Annotated in this window: 10 protein-coding genes; 5 read left to right on the top strand and 5 right to left on the bottom strand. The window is 63.9% G+C overall.

Annotated features, from left to right (window positions below):
• Positions 1-122: 122 nt before the first annotated feature.
• Positions 123-1,352 carry a Gfo/Idh/MocA family protein gene (locus ACQS5P_RS06810; protein WP_428940149.1) on the top strand — a complete coding sequence of 410 codons (1,230 nt, stop codon included), beginning with the start codon at positions 123-125 and terminating at the stop codon, positions 1,350-1,352.
• Positions 1,353-1,398: 46 nt separating this feature from the next.
• On the opposite strand, the gene ACQS5P_RS06815 is transcribed toward ACQS5P_RS06810, so the two are convergent.
• From ACQS5P_RS06815 to ACQS5P_RS06830, 4 genes are all read right to left on the bottom strand, one after another.
• Positions 1,399-4,221 carry an FG-GAP repeat domain-containing protein gene (locus tag ACQS5P_RS06815; protein WP_428940150.1) on the bottom strand — a complete coding sequence of 941 codons (2,823 nt, stop codon included), beginning with the start codon at positions 4,219-4,221 and terminating at the stop codon, positions 1,399-1,401.
• A 180-nt stretch (positions 4,222-4,401) separates the two neighbouring features.
• Entirely contained in the window at positions 4,402-5,091 is a 690-nt protein-coding gene (locus ACQS5P_RS06820) for an SdrD B-like domain-containing protein (protein ID WP_428940151.1), read from the bottom strand.
• A 53-nt stretch (positions 5,092-5,144) separates the two neighbouring features.
• A complete protein-coding gene (locus tag ACQS5P_RS06825; protein WP_428940152.1) occupies positions 5,145-6,839 on the bottom strand; it encodes an SdrD B-like domain-containing protein in 1,695 nt (564 codons plus the stop codon).
• 265 nt (positions 6,840-7,104) lie between these two features.
• Entirely contained in the window at positions 7,105-8,775 is a 1,671-nt protein-coding gene (locus ACQS5P_RS06830; protein ID WP_428940153.1) for a hypothetical protein, read from the bottom strand.
• 589 nt (positions 8,776-9,364) lie between these two features.
• Between ACQS5P_RS06830 and ACQS5P_RS06835 the strand changes: the two genes are divergently transcribed.
• From ACQS5P_RS06835 to ACQS5P_RS06850, 4 genes are all read left to right on the top strand, one after another.
• On the top strand, positions 9,365-11,896 hold the full coding sequence (locus ACQS5P_RS06835) for a hypothetical protein (RefSeq protein ID WP_428940154.1): 2,532 nt from the start codon (positions 9,365-9,367) through the stop codon (positions 11,894-11,896).
• Positions 11,897-12,184: 288 nt separating this feature from the next.
• Positions 12,185-12,913 (top strand): sigma-70 family RNA polymerase sigma factor, encoded by a 729-nt coding sequence (locus ACQS5P_RS06840; RefSeq protein WP_428940155.1) that lies wholly within the window; start codon positions 12,185-12,187, stop codon positions 12,911-12,913.
• Positions 12,914-13,018: 105 nt separating this feature from the next.
• Positions 13,019-14,863, top strand: a complete 1,845-nt coding sequence (locus ACQS5P_RS06845) for a zf-HC2 domain-containing protein (RefSeq protein ID WP_428940156.1) — start codon at positions 13,019-13,021, stop codon at positions 14,861-14,863.
• A gap of 36 nt (positions 14,864-14,899) precedes the next feature.
• Complete coding sequence (locus ACQS5P_RS06850; protein WP_428940157.1) at positions 14,900-15,838, top strand: hypothetical protein; 939 nt, start codon at positions 14,900-14,902, stop codon at positions 15,836-15,838.
• 389 nt (positions 15,839-16,227) lie between these two features.
• On the opposite strand, the gene ACQS5P_RS06855 is transcribed toward ACQS5P_RS06850, so the two are convergent.
• Complete coding sequence (locus ACQS5P_RS06855; RefSeq protein WP_428940158.1) at positions 16,228-16,710, bottom strand: hypothetical protein; 483 nt, start codon at positions 16,708-16,710, stop codon at positions 16,228-16,230.
• Between the last annotated feature and the right edge of the window lie 11 nt (positions 16,711-16,721).

The following is a 16,721-nucleotide window of genomic DNA, read 5'->3' on the forward strand; positions in this document are numbered from 1 at the left end:
TCCAGCACCTTTTTGGCTGGATTGTGATCCGAGCGAAAGGCAAACGCAACATGACAGCCAGACGAGCAGCGACAACCGGGAAGATCGCCAGAGGCACACCAGGCAGTTCCAGTTTAATCCGCGTGGGTGTGGTGGGCGTTGGCCGGGGCAACAGCTTCGCCGCCGGCGCCACCGAAGCCATCGGCATGAAGCTGGTGGCGCTGTGCGACACGTGGGAGCAGCGACTCAAGCAGGTCGGACAGCGCTACGGCGTGACGACGTACACCGATTATGAAAAGTTCCTCGCGCACGAGATGGACGCGGTGATCCTGGCCAATTACTTCCACGAGCACGCGCCGTTTGCGATCAGGGCGCTGCGGGCGGGCAAGCATGTCATGAGCGAGACCTCGTGCAACGCGACGCTGGCCGAGGGTGTGGCGCTGTGCCGCGCCGTCGAAAAAAGCGGCAAAATCTACATGCTGGCCGAAAACTACGCCTACACCGCCTTCAGCGTGGAAATGCAGAGGCTGTACCGCAGCGGCGAGATCGGACAGGTCACCTTCGCCGAGGGCGAATACAACCATCCGATGTCACCGCAGGACCGACTGCGCATTTCGCCGGGCCTGAACCACTGGCGAAACTGGATTCCCCCCACCTACTACTGCACGCACGCGCTGGCGCCATTGATGTTCATCACGGGATGCTCGCCGGTGAAGGTCAATGCCCTGTCGATCGCCTGCCGGTCCGTGGACCGCGATACGGTCCGTCGCGGCGATCCGGGATCGGTCATCCTCTGCCGCATGGACAACGGCGCGGTGTTTCGGCTGTTTGGGCTGATGCTCCCGGGGCACAGCAACTGGTATCGCCTGCATGGCGAACGCGGCGCCATGGAGCTGACGCGCGGTCCGGGCTACTTCGGTTCGGGGCAGATTCGCGTCTGGCATGACCCGTTCAACCGACCCGACGACACGCCAATCGATCGAGTCTACGTTCCGGACTGGCCGCAGCATGCCGAGCTGGCGCGGCGAGCCGGGCACGGAGGTGGAGATTTCTTCACCAACCTGGCGTTCGCGCAGGCGATCCGCAGCGGCAAGCCACCGGTCCTGGACGTGTACTGCGGCGTGACCATGAGCAGCGTGGGGATTCTGGCCTGGAAAAGCGCCCTGGCCGACGGCGCGCCGTTCGAGATGCCTGACTTCAAAAGCGAGCGGTCGCGCAAACGCTATGAAAACGACGACTGGTCGCCGTTTCCCTCGCACGCCAGGCCCGGCCAGCCGCCTCCAAGCATCCTCGGTTTTAATCCGCCCTCCGCCAGCGCCCTGCGCCAGGCACGGCGAATCTGGGCTGAAGCCGGCTGGAGCGGCCAAAGCTGAGTCAACCCGCTCGCCGCAGCCATCACCCGCGCCGCGGTTGACCGGGTCACTGCCCGGTCCGGATCGTGACCGACTTCAGATACGGCGTGGGGCCGCCGTTGGAGCTGCTCAGCCGCGCGCGATACTGAATCCACGCGCCCGATTGCCGAGGCTCGCGCGCAATCTGAGTGCCACTTTGCGTATACCACGAGCCTGCTCCGTCCGGTCCGGTCCACGCGGCCCCAGCCAGTGCATCCTTCGACTCGGCCAGCCGAATCTGAAAGGCGAGTTTGGTACCCGGCGGAGTGTGGGCATCCCACTGCAACTGAAGTGGCTGCTGCGCGTCGGGGAGCTGCCGCGCAACGGAGATGTAGTCCTCGTACAGTCCGCGGTCGATGCCGTTGCCCACGTCGCGCACGTTCATCGCGTGCGGGCCATTGGCAAGAAAATCCCACCGCCGCTGCGGCGAAAAGCCCTCCCGGCCGCCCCAGTACAGCATCGAATGCGTGTAGTGATCGTGCGGCCCGGGCCTGTTCGACGATCCATCCAGCCGATGGTTGGAGATCAACAGGTCGATCCAGCCGTCGCCGTCGTAGTCGGCGGTTTCGACTCCGGACGCCGCCAGCGTCGGGATATCCGTCGGCTTGCGCTTCAACAGCCCCTGTTCGCTGCCCCAGTAGATCGTCGAAGGAAAGTTCCGCGCGAAGTTGCCTTTGTAGCTGGTGATGAACACGTCCAGCCATGAGTCATTGTCCAGATCAGCCACCGACACTTCATACGCGCCCTTGCTGGGGAGTTGCTCGCGGCGGTCGTTGGAGTATCCCGCCGGCGAACCGTAATACACGAACGACGAGACTTCGGCGTTCTTGCCGATCGCACGGCACGGAAGGATCAGATCCACCCAGCCGTCCTTGTTCAGGTCGGCCGAATCGATGAACACCAGGTTGTCCTTTCGCCCCAGATCCAGCCTTTTGCCGGGCATGGTGGCGATCCCCTGCGATGATCCATACCAGAAGTCGATCGACCCAAACTCGACCTGCGTGACCATATCCAGATACCCGTCGTTGTTCACGTCCGCCAGCAGCGGCACCCGCGCATACTCGGCCACGGGAGTGATCAACGTCCTGTTGCGCTGACTGAAGCCGTTGGCTGAACCCCAGAAAACCGGCAGGCCGGCGGCCTTGCGCTGCGGATCGGACTCATCAGCGCAGATCGCACCGACGATCAGGTCAAGATGTCCGTCTCGATTCAGGTCCGCGACGCGTACCCCGCCGGCCATGTTGTCCACCGTCAGGCGAGTCCGCAGGCGATAGGTTGGATCCTCGCCCCAGCAGATGATCAGCGAATTGAACATCTGTTCATCGGCGCCTCCGATGAACCGGCTCTGGGTGAGGATCAGGTCCACCCTGCCGTCGTCGTCCAGATCGGCGTGGGCGACGGACGTGATGTAGTGGGTCTGGATATTGATGCTGCGCTGCGGGGAGTAATTGCGCGTGCCGTCGCCGAAGTAGATGGTCGAGTAGGACGCGCCGTCGCGGAAGTTGCCCTCGAAATTGAAGAAGACCACATCCGGCCTGCCGTCGTTGTTGAGGTCGCCGATCGCGTTTCCGACGCTGCCCTGTGTCTCCAGCTCGGTGCGCGCCGTCGACTCGAAGCTGCCGCCGCGGTTCCAGTACACGCACGATGGAATGCAGTACTGGTTGGTGACGCGCTGGTTGGAGAAGACCAGTTCCGGCCGGCCGTCGCCGTCCAGGTCGCCGGCGCTGACGGCGCTGGCGCCCATCGAGGGAAGCTCGACGCGCGTGCGCGAGGCAAAGTTGCCCCCGTCGGAGTAGTAGACGAAGGACCTGATCCACGGCGCGCCATCCGCGCCGGTGTGGTTGGCCACCGCGATGTCGGTGCGCCCGTCGCCATCGAAATCCGCCAGCGCCACGTCGATCGGAGCTTTCGCTTCCAGCGCGAACCGGCGCTCCGGGCTGAAACCATCCGAAGCCCCGATGAGCACCAGCACCTGTTCGCCCGAGCACAGCACCAGGTCCGCGTGCGAATCGCCCGTGACATTGCCAATCGCCACCGACCTGGCTCCGATCGGCAGCTCGGTGCGCGCCGATGCATCCTCAATCGCGTTCCTGGCGGCAAGACAGATCGTCAGCCTCTTGCCCGTGGCCAGCACCAGGTCGCATCGCCCGTCTCCATCGACATCCCCCGCCGCTGCGGCGAGGATCGCCTCGTTGGCATCGAATTCGATCCGTCGCCGGGGATCAAAGCCCTGCGCGCCGTTGTAATAGACGAAGCTGAGCTTCGGTCCGGCAGGATCGACCGGATCTCCCGCCTGCCACTGGCAGGCAATCGCCAGATCGGTCCAGCCGTCGCCATTGAAGTCGCCGGCGGCGATGGCGTTGGACGAGTAGGCCGGAAGGGTCGTTCGCTGCCCCGGCCCGTTTCCCTCGATCGCGCCAAAGCCATTCGGTCCGCCGTAATAGATGTAGGCGTTGGTCTTCGTGTGGATGCCGTTGTCGCCGTTGCACACCGCGATGTCGGTGAAGCCGTCGCGATTGAAGTCGCCCACCAGCCCGTCGCGCGACCCGTTGGCCGGAAGCACAATCCGCCGCCGGCCGTCGATGTCCGAGCCGTTGTTCAGGTAGATGTAGGTGTCTTCCTTTTCGGTGTGGGCGTGGCCGGAGGGCATGACGATATCCAGATGCCCGTCGCCGTTCAGATCCCAGCGGTTGATGATCTGCATGCGCCCCGCCGCCGATACGTACAGATTGCTGCCGCCGTCGAGGAACTGGCCGTTGATGAAACCTTGCAGGCCCGAATCGGTGATCTGCCCGGCGCGGGTCTGCCCCGTGAACAGGTTCAGGCACGATGTCCCGGCCAGCAGCAGCATCCCAATCCAAAGGCGCCTTCCGCGCGGACGGCCAACGGTGTGTGCGAGTGGTTTGCGGTGGATCATGAGATGGGCGTTTAGCCTACGCCCTTGCCGACCGGCCTGTCAAAGCAATCCGGCACGTTTTGCACCTCCTGCGGGGCATCACATCCGGCATCACAGGCTATGGGAATGGCCGCTTTAGCTGTCGATGCCGAAGTCGCGGGCGGTGACAATTTGGGCGGCGGCCAGAGTCAGTCGATACACCTTCGCCGGCGGGGCGGTCACAACCGTGCCCGTGGGGTTGGCCACGCGGATATTGTACGTGCCGGGCCTCAGGGCAATCGCGTAGTTGCCGTTGCGGTCGGTGAGTCGGAAGATTTCGTTTCGATCAAGGCGGCCATTGTTGTTGCGGTCGATGAAGACGCGGGCATTGAACACGCCGCTCTCGCCGATGTCACGCACGCCATCACGATCCAGGTCGTTGAAGACCGTGCCTCGGACCAGCGCCGTGGTCGAAAGCCCGAAATCGATCCGCGTATGTCGCGAGTCGATTCCGTTGGCCGCCACGTCGTAAAACGCCCGGTTGCCCGGGCGGGTCTGACGCAAGCCCGAGGGCACGACCACGAACAGCCGGTACACGCCGGCGCGCAGATTCGTGAAGCTGTACACGCCCTGCGAATTGGTGGTGCGTGTTGGCTCGCCTCTGTCACGCCGACCGTTGAAGTTCGTGTCGATGAAGACCGTCTGATTGGCCAGCAGCGGCTCGCCCGAGAAGCGGACGCCGTCGCCATTGGTGTCGTTGAAGACCACGCCGGTGATGGTGCTGGTCAGAAGCCGGCGCGACTCGAGCGATTCAAAACGGCAGGTCGAAGCAGCGGTTTGTGGCATGGTGAAAAAACTCCGGTGCTGTCCCTACCGCCGCCGATGCGATCGTCCCTGGCCTACACTGCCCGAACGCCGAACAGCAGCCGGGTCTTGGTCTGCCCTGAAGCCAGGACTACTTTGATCACCGGCGGCAGCGGCGCGGTGAAGTTGTAGCCGGCCCTGGGCGCTATCCTCACATAGTAGGTACCGGCGAACAGTCCGGCCCAGCGGAAATTCCCCAGCGAGTCGGTGTCCAACTGGAACTCATTGCTGTCGAGAACCCCATCGCGGTCGCCGTCGATGAACGCGCGGAATCCGGCCAATCCCGCTTCACCGGAATCGCGCTGGCCATTGCCGTTGGCGTCGTTGTAGACCGTGCCGCCGAGCAGGATGGTCGTGGTGAAGCCGAAATCCCGCCCCTTGGTCTTGCTGGCCGGCAGGTTCAGCACGTAATACCCCGCGCGCGGCGCGGTGAGTCGCCGACCCGGCGCCGGCACCACGCGCACCACGACTCGCCCCGGCGGCTGATCGGGCAGCTTGTACGTCCCCTTGGAATCAGTCAGCACCGTCGGCTCACCCAGCGTGAATCGCCCGTCGTTGTTCTTGTCGATGTAAACACCCCGCCCGGCCATCAGCGGCTCGCCCGCGTCGCGAATCCCGTCAAGGTCCAGATCATCCCATACCGTGCCGGAAATGATCCCCGCGCTGCCCAGCGCCGCCAGGCTGATCTCCGATGTATTCCCCGCCGCATCGGTGGCGATCGCGGTGTAGAGCTGACTGGTGGAAGTCGGGCCGGTCCAGTCGATCGTCACGTTTCCGCTGGCGTCGGCGGTGAAGCTGCCGGCGCCCAGGAATGTCTTGGCCTGCACGCTGGGTCCGCCGCTGACCGGATCATTGCCGTAGAACTCGATGCGGTAGGTCTGGTTGGGCGCGCCGCGCAGGGAGCCGATGATTCGCGTGCTGCTGATCGTCACCGTCGCCGACGTCATGAACGGCTGGTTCTGGAGGTTGTTGGGCCCGCTGTCTGCGTCGCCAACGTCCGCGGGGTTGATCAGGTCCGGCGCCGTGCCGCTGCGCGCGATATCGATCCCCAGACGCCTGTTGTTGAAGATCGAGTTGCGCTGAATGCGGTTGTTGACCGCAGTGCTTCCCGCGATCAGCACGCCGGCGGCGTCGGTCAGCTTCGTGCCGTTGAAGGCGATGATGTTTCCTTCGCCGGCCTCGGTGCCGCCGATGAGGTTGTTGGGCGATCCGTTGATGAAGATGCCGTTTCCGCCGTTGCCGCGGGCACGCCGCCCGGTGGCGTCGATGCCGATGTGGTTCGCCTGGATCGTCGCGCCCTGTGGCGAAGTGATGACGATCCCGTCGCCGCTGAACGCCGTAATCGCCAGACCCCTGATCGTCACTGCCCCGCCGGTGATTCGCAGCCCGGGCGTGTTGGCGGCGGCGATCAGCCCGCCGGTCAGCTCCACCAGCGGCTTGCCCGCGTAGCCGTCCTGGCTGGTCCCGTCGATCAGCAGGTCCTGCGTGATCGCGGGCAACGCGCTGGCCACGCGGATCAGCTTCGACGCGCCGGCGATGTCGAACTCGATCACATCCGCGCCAGGGTTGGCATTGGCGCTGAGGATCGCCTGTCGCAGCGACCCGGCCCCGGTGTCGTTCACGTTGGTGACGGTAAACGTGCTGAGCAACACCCGGCCTTCCAGACGCTCGATCCTGGTGAGGTTTGGCAAGGTACGACCTGCCCCCGACGAGGCTGCACGTCCGCGCATGTTCTCTACTCCTGTAGCTCCGGTGCCGTTACCCGTGTTGTGACAACCATAGGATGCCACCAGTGCGCTGGGGGAGCAAGAGATTCTCAGCCATGACCGGCCCAGCCACCGCAGGCCGCCAACACGACAGAGACGCCGCGGGACATGACGTGCTTTCGCTTGCTGTGCGCGCCTGCATAGTCGGCACAGAACGCACCAGCGTACTGGATAGGCCTAAACCCACGAACCAGCGGTATCTTTCCCAGGCTCTGTTAAGGGCGGCGAGCTACGCTTCACTCGCTACCAGATCAACAACATCCCCCAACCCCTCGCCCGGCCCGAAGTGAGATCGCTGCGATATGCTCCACGGCTTGCGCCACTCGGGGATAAGCGGCAGTGAATCGCGCCAGTTGCTGGCCAGGATGAGCACATCCCGCGCATCGACTCGCGTGTCGTAGTTGAAATCCCCCTGGCTGAACGACCGCGGGGATTGCTGCCAGTTCGCTGTGAGAAGGCTCAGGTCATCCCGATCCACCCGCGCGTCGTGGTTTGCATCGCCGGCGAGGAAGAAGAAGCTCATGCTCGCGTCGCTCGTCATTGTGTTTTCGCCCGGATCGGCGATGGAAGCTGCGGGCAAGCGGGCGCGATAGCGGCCATCCGGCAGCACCCCGCCGGGCAGGCCGGGGAAGCTGAAGCTGGCCGTGAACGTCGCCGCGTCCCAGCTCAGCGCCACCTTCGCTGGGTCGATCTGCTCGCCCGTCGTCAGGTTCACCAGTTCCACGTCCGATGCGCTGAGGCTGCCGCCGACGTTCTCGCTGAACGTGAACACCAGCCGCTGCGGGGCGGCGTCGAATCCGAACGAGCTTGCCCGAACCGTCGGTAGATGGGCGAACCGCTGGCCGATGATGGTGCGGGGTCCGGAGTCGGGTTCGTATCTCGTCCACGTGACGACGTAATCTCCGTCCGGGTTCATCGCCACGGCGGGATAGGCGTTGCTCCCGGCCGTGGCGCTGTTGACGCGGTACTGACCTCCCCGCGGCACACCGGTGGCGTCAAACTCTCGCGCGTGTAGGTCGTCGCCCTGCGCGTCCCACACGACCACGAACTCGCCGTCGTCCCGCGCCGCCACGTCCGGCGTCTCTCCACCGCTGTCGGCGTTGACGTGGATCTGCCCGCTCAACGGCGACAGGTTCTTGTCGAACACGTTGGCTGCGATCCCGGAATCCTGCGGGAACGCGGTAATGTAGGTGACGATCACGTTTCCGTTGCCCGCGACAGCGACGGCGGGCCTGAACAGCGCGGGTGATGTGGACGCAATTTCTTCGTCTATGAGGGGCGTGCCGTCGGCGCGATAGGCGCGCAGCATCACCGCCCCTAGCCCCGTTTCGGTGTAGCTGACCCAGGTGACGACGAACCTGCCGTCGGCCCACATCGCCACGTCCGCTTCCTGCTGTCGGTAGAAAGCGTTCTGGTTGACGCGGAATTCGTCGCCCAGCGCCGCGCCGGCAGCGTTGTAGCGGCGGGCGTAGATGTCGTAGGTGTCCCCTCCTGGCGGCTGGGACCAGCTCTGCCAGACGACGATGAAATCGCCGTCGGCGTCCATGGCCACTGACGGCTCAACCTGACGGTCCGGGGTGTACTGGTTGACGTGGAACGAAGTACCCAGCGGGTCGCCCTGCGCGTTGAAGCGACGTGCGACAATCGCGTTACTGTCCGAATCGCCAACCGTGCCCGGATACCACCCTTGTCTCCAGACAACGACGAAATCGCCGTCGGCATCCATGGCGATGGTGACTTCTCGCTCGTCGGTGCCCCCGGCCTCTGCGGAGTTGCTGAGCCAAACGGGATCGCCCAAGGGAACCCCGGCAGCATTGAAGCGCCTAAGCTGCGCGCGGTACGTGCTCGGCCCCGGTGCTGACCAGACCACCGCGAAGTTGCCGTCTGCGTCACTGGCCACCGCCGAATTGAATCCGAAAGCTGCACCGATCTGGAATTCGCACCCCGCGGGCTGCGCTGCGAGGAGCATGCGTGATTCGAGCAAATCGATCCGGGAAGTGGAGGAGTGGATCATGAAGCACCCCTAAGCTCAAACTAAAGTGGATGGCATCCTAATAGCATAGAACATCGGGCTCTATGACACCAGAAAAATTTGGAAAACCCGGATTTTTCTCTTGCATTTTTTTTTCTTTTGGATGTTACAGTCCTGCTATATGGTCGTGCGCGGGGGTGCGCGGTTCGCAGGGACGGGGGCACACGAACGCGCGACCAGTTCAAACCCATTCAACCGCATCGCGCGTCCGGCTCTGGCTTCGGTTTCTGAGCGTTGCCGTTGACACTGGCTGCCTTTGTAGCTGACGCAGGATTCCTGCCTCCTCCGCTCCACGATGCACAACAGGAAAGGACGGTATGCCATGCGCACCTCCGCCACCAATGTCGGTACGCGCTCTCTGAAGTCTCGAACGCGCGCCATCCACGATGCTCCTGCATCACGCTCGCGGGTGCACCCTTGCCGCAGCCCGCGCCGGACGCCTCTGTGCGTCCAACCGTTGGAGACGCGGCGTCTGCTGGCTACGTGGTACGTTTCAGATTCGTCGCTGTACAGTGGTGGGCCATACTCAACACCGCTTCCGAACGACTCCACCGACGACTACGCCGCGATCAACTGGCTGTTGCACACGCGAAACCCAAGGCCACAGGCGGGCGACACCGTTCAGTTCAGTGAGCCGGACGGCGATACGGGGGAGTACATCTTCGCGTACACCAACCCGCTCTTGGTTCTACCTGCCGACATCACGTACACCGGCGCGAACGCTCCGGATGGCACGAACGACACCATCATCAACCAGCCGATCCCGGGCACTCCCAGCCTGGGGCACGCGGTGTGGCGACTGGATAACAACGACCCGAATGACGTGACCATCACCAATTTCGTCTTCGAGCACGAGGGAATTTGGCTGGTATCCGACACTGTCACCGGCGTGACCGCCGACAACATCGCTGTCACCGGCAACTGGTTTCGCAACATGGGGCGCACCGGTGGTCAGCATTACAACATGCTCTTCAACACGGCCGGCGACTTCGTGGGCAGCGACGGCCAGAATCCGTCTCTTCTGATCGCAGATAACAAATTCGAGAACATCCATGGGGACAACGGGATCTACCTCGAATCGGGGCGCAAATACAAATATGTGATGATTGAGGACAACACCTTTGTGGACGTGAACGAAGGGATGCACATCTTGCTACAGCACGGGGAGGCCGGGTCAATCGTCGGGGTGGTGGTCCGCCGCAACACCATCAGCCACGTGCGTCGCATGGGGATCGAGATCCAGGGAAACCGCTCGGTTGACCTCACGGTTGAGTACAACAAGGTCCGCGACTTCTATGAGCGTGACGACTCAACCTTTGGGATTTCGGTGGTTCCGGGAGGCGCGAACGTCACTGGGACGCTCATCCAGTATAACGAGGTCTCCGCGACTCGGACGCCTGATGGGGAGGAGGGGAATTCATCTGGAGATCCATCGCAAGAGGTTCGACGCGGCATCGAAGTCGCTGGCGGGACCAGTGCCGGCAACAACTGCAAAGTTCAGTTCAACACTGTTCACGGAGTTTGGTCTGCCATTGTCCTCCATACTTCGCTCGATCTGAAGGTGGACGGCAATCACATCTGGAACTGGGAATACAACGACGCCGACGGCATCGAGATCAGCACCGGGGCCAACAGCCCCGACATTGGCACGGAGGTAGCGAACGACAGCCAGCGAGAGTTTGCTGGAGTGGGGATGGCGGCGGGCGACTTGATCATCGGGGGCGGTAGTTCAGTTGACACGATTCAACTGATCGTCTCCGGCAGCGGCGTCAACGTCACGAAGAACGGCGTCGCCGGCCCCAGCAATCCGCACAGTCCTTCGGGCCAGATCATCGCCTACGGCTACAACGGCAACGACACGTTCGAGGTCACGGGCGTGCTCCAGCAGGGCGTGCTGGAAGGCGGAAGTGGAACCGACACTCTGACCTTTAAGCCCGCCAGCGGCGACAACACCGCCCGCACCTACGCGGTGGACACGTACAACTTCACGTTCCAGAGCGCGACGACCGCGAGCTGGATCGACACGCGCCTCACCGCCAGCGGACTTGGCGGGGCCATCCTGCGCAGCGGCGAGGGGATCACGCTCGACACCGGCAACGGAGCCGACACGATCACCGGCGGCAACAGCGACGCGGCCTTCAACGTGTCGCCGGTGGCCGTGACGCTGCTGGACAGCAGCGGGGACGACACGGTGAGCGTCAACAACGACAACTCCCACACCGCCAGCCTCTTCTTCGGCGAGACCCAGCGGATCGGCAGCCTGACCATCCGCACGGGAGGCACTGCAACGCTGGCGACCGGCGCGGACAAGGTGTTGACCGTCACGGGCCTGACGATTTCCGGCACGGGGGCGCTGGACCTGAATGACAACGACTTGATCGTGAAGAATGGAAGCCTCTCGTCGATCACCGCGCTGCTCAAGACGGGGTTCGAGAACAGCGGCGGCGACGAATGGCTCGGCAGCGGCATCCGCAGCACCGAGGCTGAGGCGGACAACGACACCGCCCAGAGCATCCTCTACGGGCTGGGCGTGATCCTCAACGACCTGTCGCAGGTCGGCGGGTCCGGTCCCGTCTACAGCACCTTCGCCGGGCAGTCGGTTGGCGTGACGGACATCCTGGTGAAGTTCACGTACATGGGAGATGCAGACTTGAACGGCGTCGTGGACGCGACGGATTACTCGCAGATCGACAACGGCTACGTCAACGGCTTGGGAGACTGGATCAACGGGGACTTCGACTACGCCGCGCCGATCAACGCCACCGACTACGCCCTGATCGACAACGCCTTCGTGAACCAGGGCGATCCGCTTCGGGCCGGGTCGGGTTCGCAGGACGTGCTCTCCTCCATGGCGGCGGAGCTGTTCGGGAAGATGGCCGACGAATACGACCTGGGCACGCCGCAGGAGATGATCGCGCGGCACAGCAAGCTTTTCGGCCAGGCGTATGACGACGCGCTGGCGAAGGTGCAGGGAGGGAATAGGCCATAGGGAGCTGGATCGCTGGGATGCGGCGGGAGCAAGAGCCTTCCGAGCTGGCGGCTTGCGCGCCGCGGGCTGATGGCTGCGGAAGTCCTCCTCCACGCCGCACCTCGGGAGAGCCTTTGCGTTTGGGACTCGATGTCATTGACGTCCTCTCATCGGATGTGCATTATGGGACCTTGAGACAGGGGATCGGCCACGGATGGCCGGCGTTCGCGGGAACGCAAAGGACGTGTCCCCCGCGGACTTCCCCGCAAGAACCCCAAGAACCTTTTGTTCCTGCCGGCGTCGAAATCCATGTCAAGCTTGAGCGGCGCCCAATACGAGGCCGATCTGCCGCCCAGAGCCAGTGGCGGCGAGTTGAGCGGCGTGGCGCCCCTGCCCGCCGGGCAGGCGTTGGCCGGAGCGGCGTCGCCCGGCGACGGGGAACTGTTCCGCCTCGCCCAGCAGGGCGATCGCGCGGCGTTCGGGCAAATCGTCGTCCGCTTCCAGCATCGCCTCTATAACGCGATCCTGCGGATGGTCGGCGACCCCGAGGAGGCGCGCGAGCTGGCCCAGGAAACCTTCACCCGCGCCCTGGTGAAGATCGACAGCTTCCGCGGCGAAGCCCAGCCGTACACCTGGCTGTTTCGCATCGCGATGAACCTGGCGATCAGCCAGCTCCGCAAGGTGCAGCGGCATCGCACCTTCTCGCTGGACGGTGGCGGCGGAGTGGAACGCGACAACGGGCGGCTGGGGCGCGGCGGCGCGGCAGGCGAAGACCCCACGCGCCTGCTGGATCGCCTGGCCGACGATGCCGACGACGCCGCCCAGAACGTGCAGAAAAGCGAACTGCATCAGCAGGTGCTGGCGGCGCTGGGACGGCTTGACGCCGAGTATCGCGCCGTGCTGGTGATGCGCGACATCGAGGGCTTTGACTATCAGCAGATGGCCGAAGTGCTCAACCTGCCGCTGGGCACGCTCAAGAGCCGGCTGTTTCGCGCCCGGCTGGCGCTGCGGGACGAGTTGAAGAGTTATATGAAATGAGTCTCGGTTTTTGATTTTTGATTTGCGATTTGGTTAGCGGCCCGGTGAGTCGAGCCGCAGTGGAAATCAAAAATCAAAAACCGCCAATCGCAAATCGATCGAACCATGGCCAGGACCGAGGACATCGAGGCGAAGTTGGCGGCGTATGTGGACGGGGAGCTTGACGAGGCGCAGCGTGCTCAGATCGAGATGCACCTGTCCAGCAACCCGCAGCACCGCCAGCTTATCGAGGAGCTGATCCAGCAGCGTCAGCTTCTGCGGCAATTGCCGCGCGCCATGGCCCCGCCGGATATCGCCGAATCGCTCACGGCGCAGCTCGAACGCGCCGTGCTCCTGGGCGACGTCGATGCCGAAGTGCAGGCCGCCTCCAGACGCATCGGGCACTGGCGGCAGCTTCGCATGGCGGCGGCGGTGCTGGTGCTGCTGGGAGCGTTGCTGGCCGTGATCATTCAACTGCTGCCCAGCCCCAATCAGCGTCTGCCGGAAATTGCCGACCTGCGACCTTCGCCGCTGGAGCCATCGGCCACGACCCTGCTGGATGAAACCGCCGAAAGAGCCGACAAGAAGATGACTGGCGATGCGGAGCAGCCGGCAGAGCACACCGCGATGGTGGATGCCGCCTCGCGCTCCGCGAAGATCGCCGACACACCAGAGATCCACGCGGCGCCCACGCTGCTTGGCAAGGGCGGCACGGCGACTCAGGAGCCTCTGGCGGCGGCCGAAACCGAGCAGCGACGCGCCTTTCAGGAACCGAGCGCGCCACAGAATCAGGTGGTGTCGAACGTCGCATCCGCCGGGCAGCAGATGTTCAGGCAGACTGTTACGGATCAGATTCTCGGCCAGATCGACGGCGCCACCGGCGGGGCGCAGACGCCACTGGTGTATGTCGTTCGCACCGATGATCCGCAGGGCACGCAGCGACATCTGGAGACGGTGCTGCGGGACAACGGAATAAGCTGGACTGCCCAGGTAGACCCCCTGCCCCCGCCGCTGGAGCTGGGCGCGGCCCAGCAACAGGCCATCCACGGCTCGCGATTCCAGCAACAGCAGGTGCAGATGAAGGGCGACTGGGGAACGGGCACCGCACTCGGCGGAGCTGGACAGATCCCGCAACCCGGCCAGACAACCGAGCAACAGCCCGATGCGTCGCAGGTATCATCGCCGCCGGCCCAGACACAGGCGCGACCACCGCAGGTCGTGCAGTCACCGGCGCAGCTTTCCGAGCAGCGGCTGGAGCAAGACCGCCAGGCCGTGCATCGCGGGCAGGCGGGGCAAGGTGCAACGCTGGTCACAAGCGATGCGATTTCCGTGATGCCGAGCGGCGCGATCACGCCGCAGCAGATCGCCAACCGATTTGAAGCGCGTCGGCTGACGCCGCAGCAGTTGCAGGCCGTCAGCGTGGCGTTGGGTCCGCGGGCACGGCAGGTGTCGGCGAATCGGCTGGGCACGATCGAGCTTGCTGGTGAAGAATCGCTGACACTGCATCATCCCTTGCAGCAGCAGTATCCGCAGCCGGGTCGGCTCGCCGCCGAATCCCCCCAAGCTGCACAGACGGTTGAGCCGGCGGGACAGATGGAGCAGGCGACCAGGGAGTTGGGCCGGCCAGCGGAATCGGCGGTGCGTGAGTCCACTGCGGCACAGAATCTTGCCATCGCCACGACGCAGCCAGCCGAGGGCCAGGCGGCGCCCGGCGAACAGGCATCGCCGCCCGCCACGATGACGGCCTCCGTGGCGAAGTCCGCCATCACCGGCCCCACGACGCTTGGCGTTCAGCCGGAGCTGATCGATGTGGTGATCTATGTACTTGCCAATCCAGCCGGCGCCACGACGCAACCCAGCACGCAAGCGACCGGCGGCGCCGAGCCGCTGGCCGTTGAGCCTCCCGCTGCCCCGCCCCCCACCGCGGCGCCGACGACCGCTGCCACGCAAGGCTCGTCAGTCCCACAGTAGCCAGCCTCATGGATCACGGGTAAAGTGGTTGCCAGCATGTCGCTGCCGATGACGATCGAGAACGAGTTTCTGCGGGTCGAGGTCTACCCGCACTTCGGGGGCAAGGTTCTTTCCATCGTTGACAAAGCCGACGAATACGAGCTTCTGTTCGATTATCCTTCAGAATTCCCCACTGCCCCTGCGTACGACAAGCCCTACGGCGACAGCTATTACGCCGGCTGGGACGAATGTTTCCCTGCCGTGGCCAGCGGCCCGTATCCCAGTCATCCGTACACGGGGATCACCATTCCCGACCACGGCGAGCTGTGGGGCATTCCGGCCGCGGCAGTGCCGATGCGGCAGGGCATCAGCACCGAATGGCACGGACTGCGGTTCGGCTACACGCTCAGCCGCAAGCTGTGGCTGGACGGTCCGAGTCTGATCGCCGAATACGTGCTCAGCAACCTGGCGCCGTTCGACTTTCATTTTGTGTGGGCGATGCATGCGTTGTCGTCGCTGCACGCGCCGGTGGAGCTGGAGCTGCCCCCGGGCAGCTACCGGCTCAGCCACGATGCCGAGGGAAGACAGTACGATCAAACGTTTACCTGGCCGATGGACACTCTGGGGGAGGACTTGTCGCGACCGCTGGAGTTGGCCGGAAAGATCGGACGCAAGGTTTTTTCCGTCGATGCGATCGGTGCACCGGCGGTGGTGCGTTATCCGACTCGCCGGGGCGGGCGGAGCTTGCAGATCGAGTACAGTTCACCGGACCAGATCCGCGCTTATTGGGGCGTGTGGATCAACACTGGCGGCTGGCAGGGGCACAGGCACTTCGCGATCGAACCGACCACCGGACGATTTGATCAATTGGATCGATCATTGCACGACGGATCCGCAGCGCGTGTACCGGCAGGCGGCAAGGCAAGCTGGTCGGTCCGCTGGACGGTCGGGTCGCTGAACGCCCCCGCTTCGGCCTCGGCATCTGGGCCGCAATAACCCATCAGTTGCCTCGAGGCACGTTGTCTGTAGTCTTGCCTCGGTCCGGAAGAACCCACCTAGTTCGGAGAACTCCACTTTACGAATTCATCAGGAATTTCTAACGCGACACTTGAAATCGCGGTGGCTAACTTGCCTACACTAAAAGTGTCTGAAAAAAGCCTGTTCATATTGCCTGAAACAAAACACGCCCATGGCGCGTTTGGTATAATGAACAGAGCAGGGCCGGGCATGACAGGGCTGGCCAACTGACACCCGAAACAACGAGTGCGTCGCACGGACCTGACGGTGGAAGCACAACGCTGCGGCGTGCGGCGCGACTCACAGGCACCCTACCCCCCCTGAGCCTCGGACGTCTTCCCCGCGTCCGGGGCTTTTTTTTGCGCCGCTCAGGCGCGGCCAGCATCGCGATGCGCATGAAGCTGAACGATCATTCGCCACTGGTGCATCGCGATGTACACGCCGAACGCCACCGCCAGCGCTGAAACAAGCTGAAGCCCGTATCCCTTCTGCATCATCAGCAGCACGTACCACAGGTTCAGCAGCGTGGTGGCACAGGTCAGTGCAAAGGCCGCCAGCAACAGCCCCCGGCTGCGCGCGAACAGAAAGACAACGCCTTCCAGGATCAGCACCATGCCGAACGACACCATCGATAAATCGCCCAGGAAGAAAACGGTCCGCGTGTAGGCGAGCGGCGCGCCGCTGGCGTCGGTGAACTTCCACGTGAATTGCGTGCCGAAAAGCCCTGAGAAAACAAACGACCAGAAGCGACTGGACATCAACTGGATGATCAGCCCGATCGCGATGCTGATCCACGCCTCCGGACCGGACGATTCAGCGCGTGGCTCGACCTGCTGATGTCCCAGAGGCATCGCAGCAGCAT

Origin of the sequence: Fontivita pretiosa, assembly GCF_050410795.1 — a bacterium.
In the GTDB taxonomy this organism is placed as follows: Bacteria; Planctomycetota; Phycisphaerae; order Tepidisphaerales; family Tepidisphaeraceae; genus Fontivita; species Fontivita pretiosa.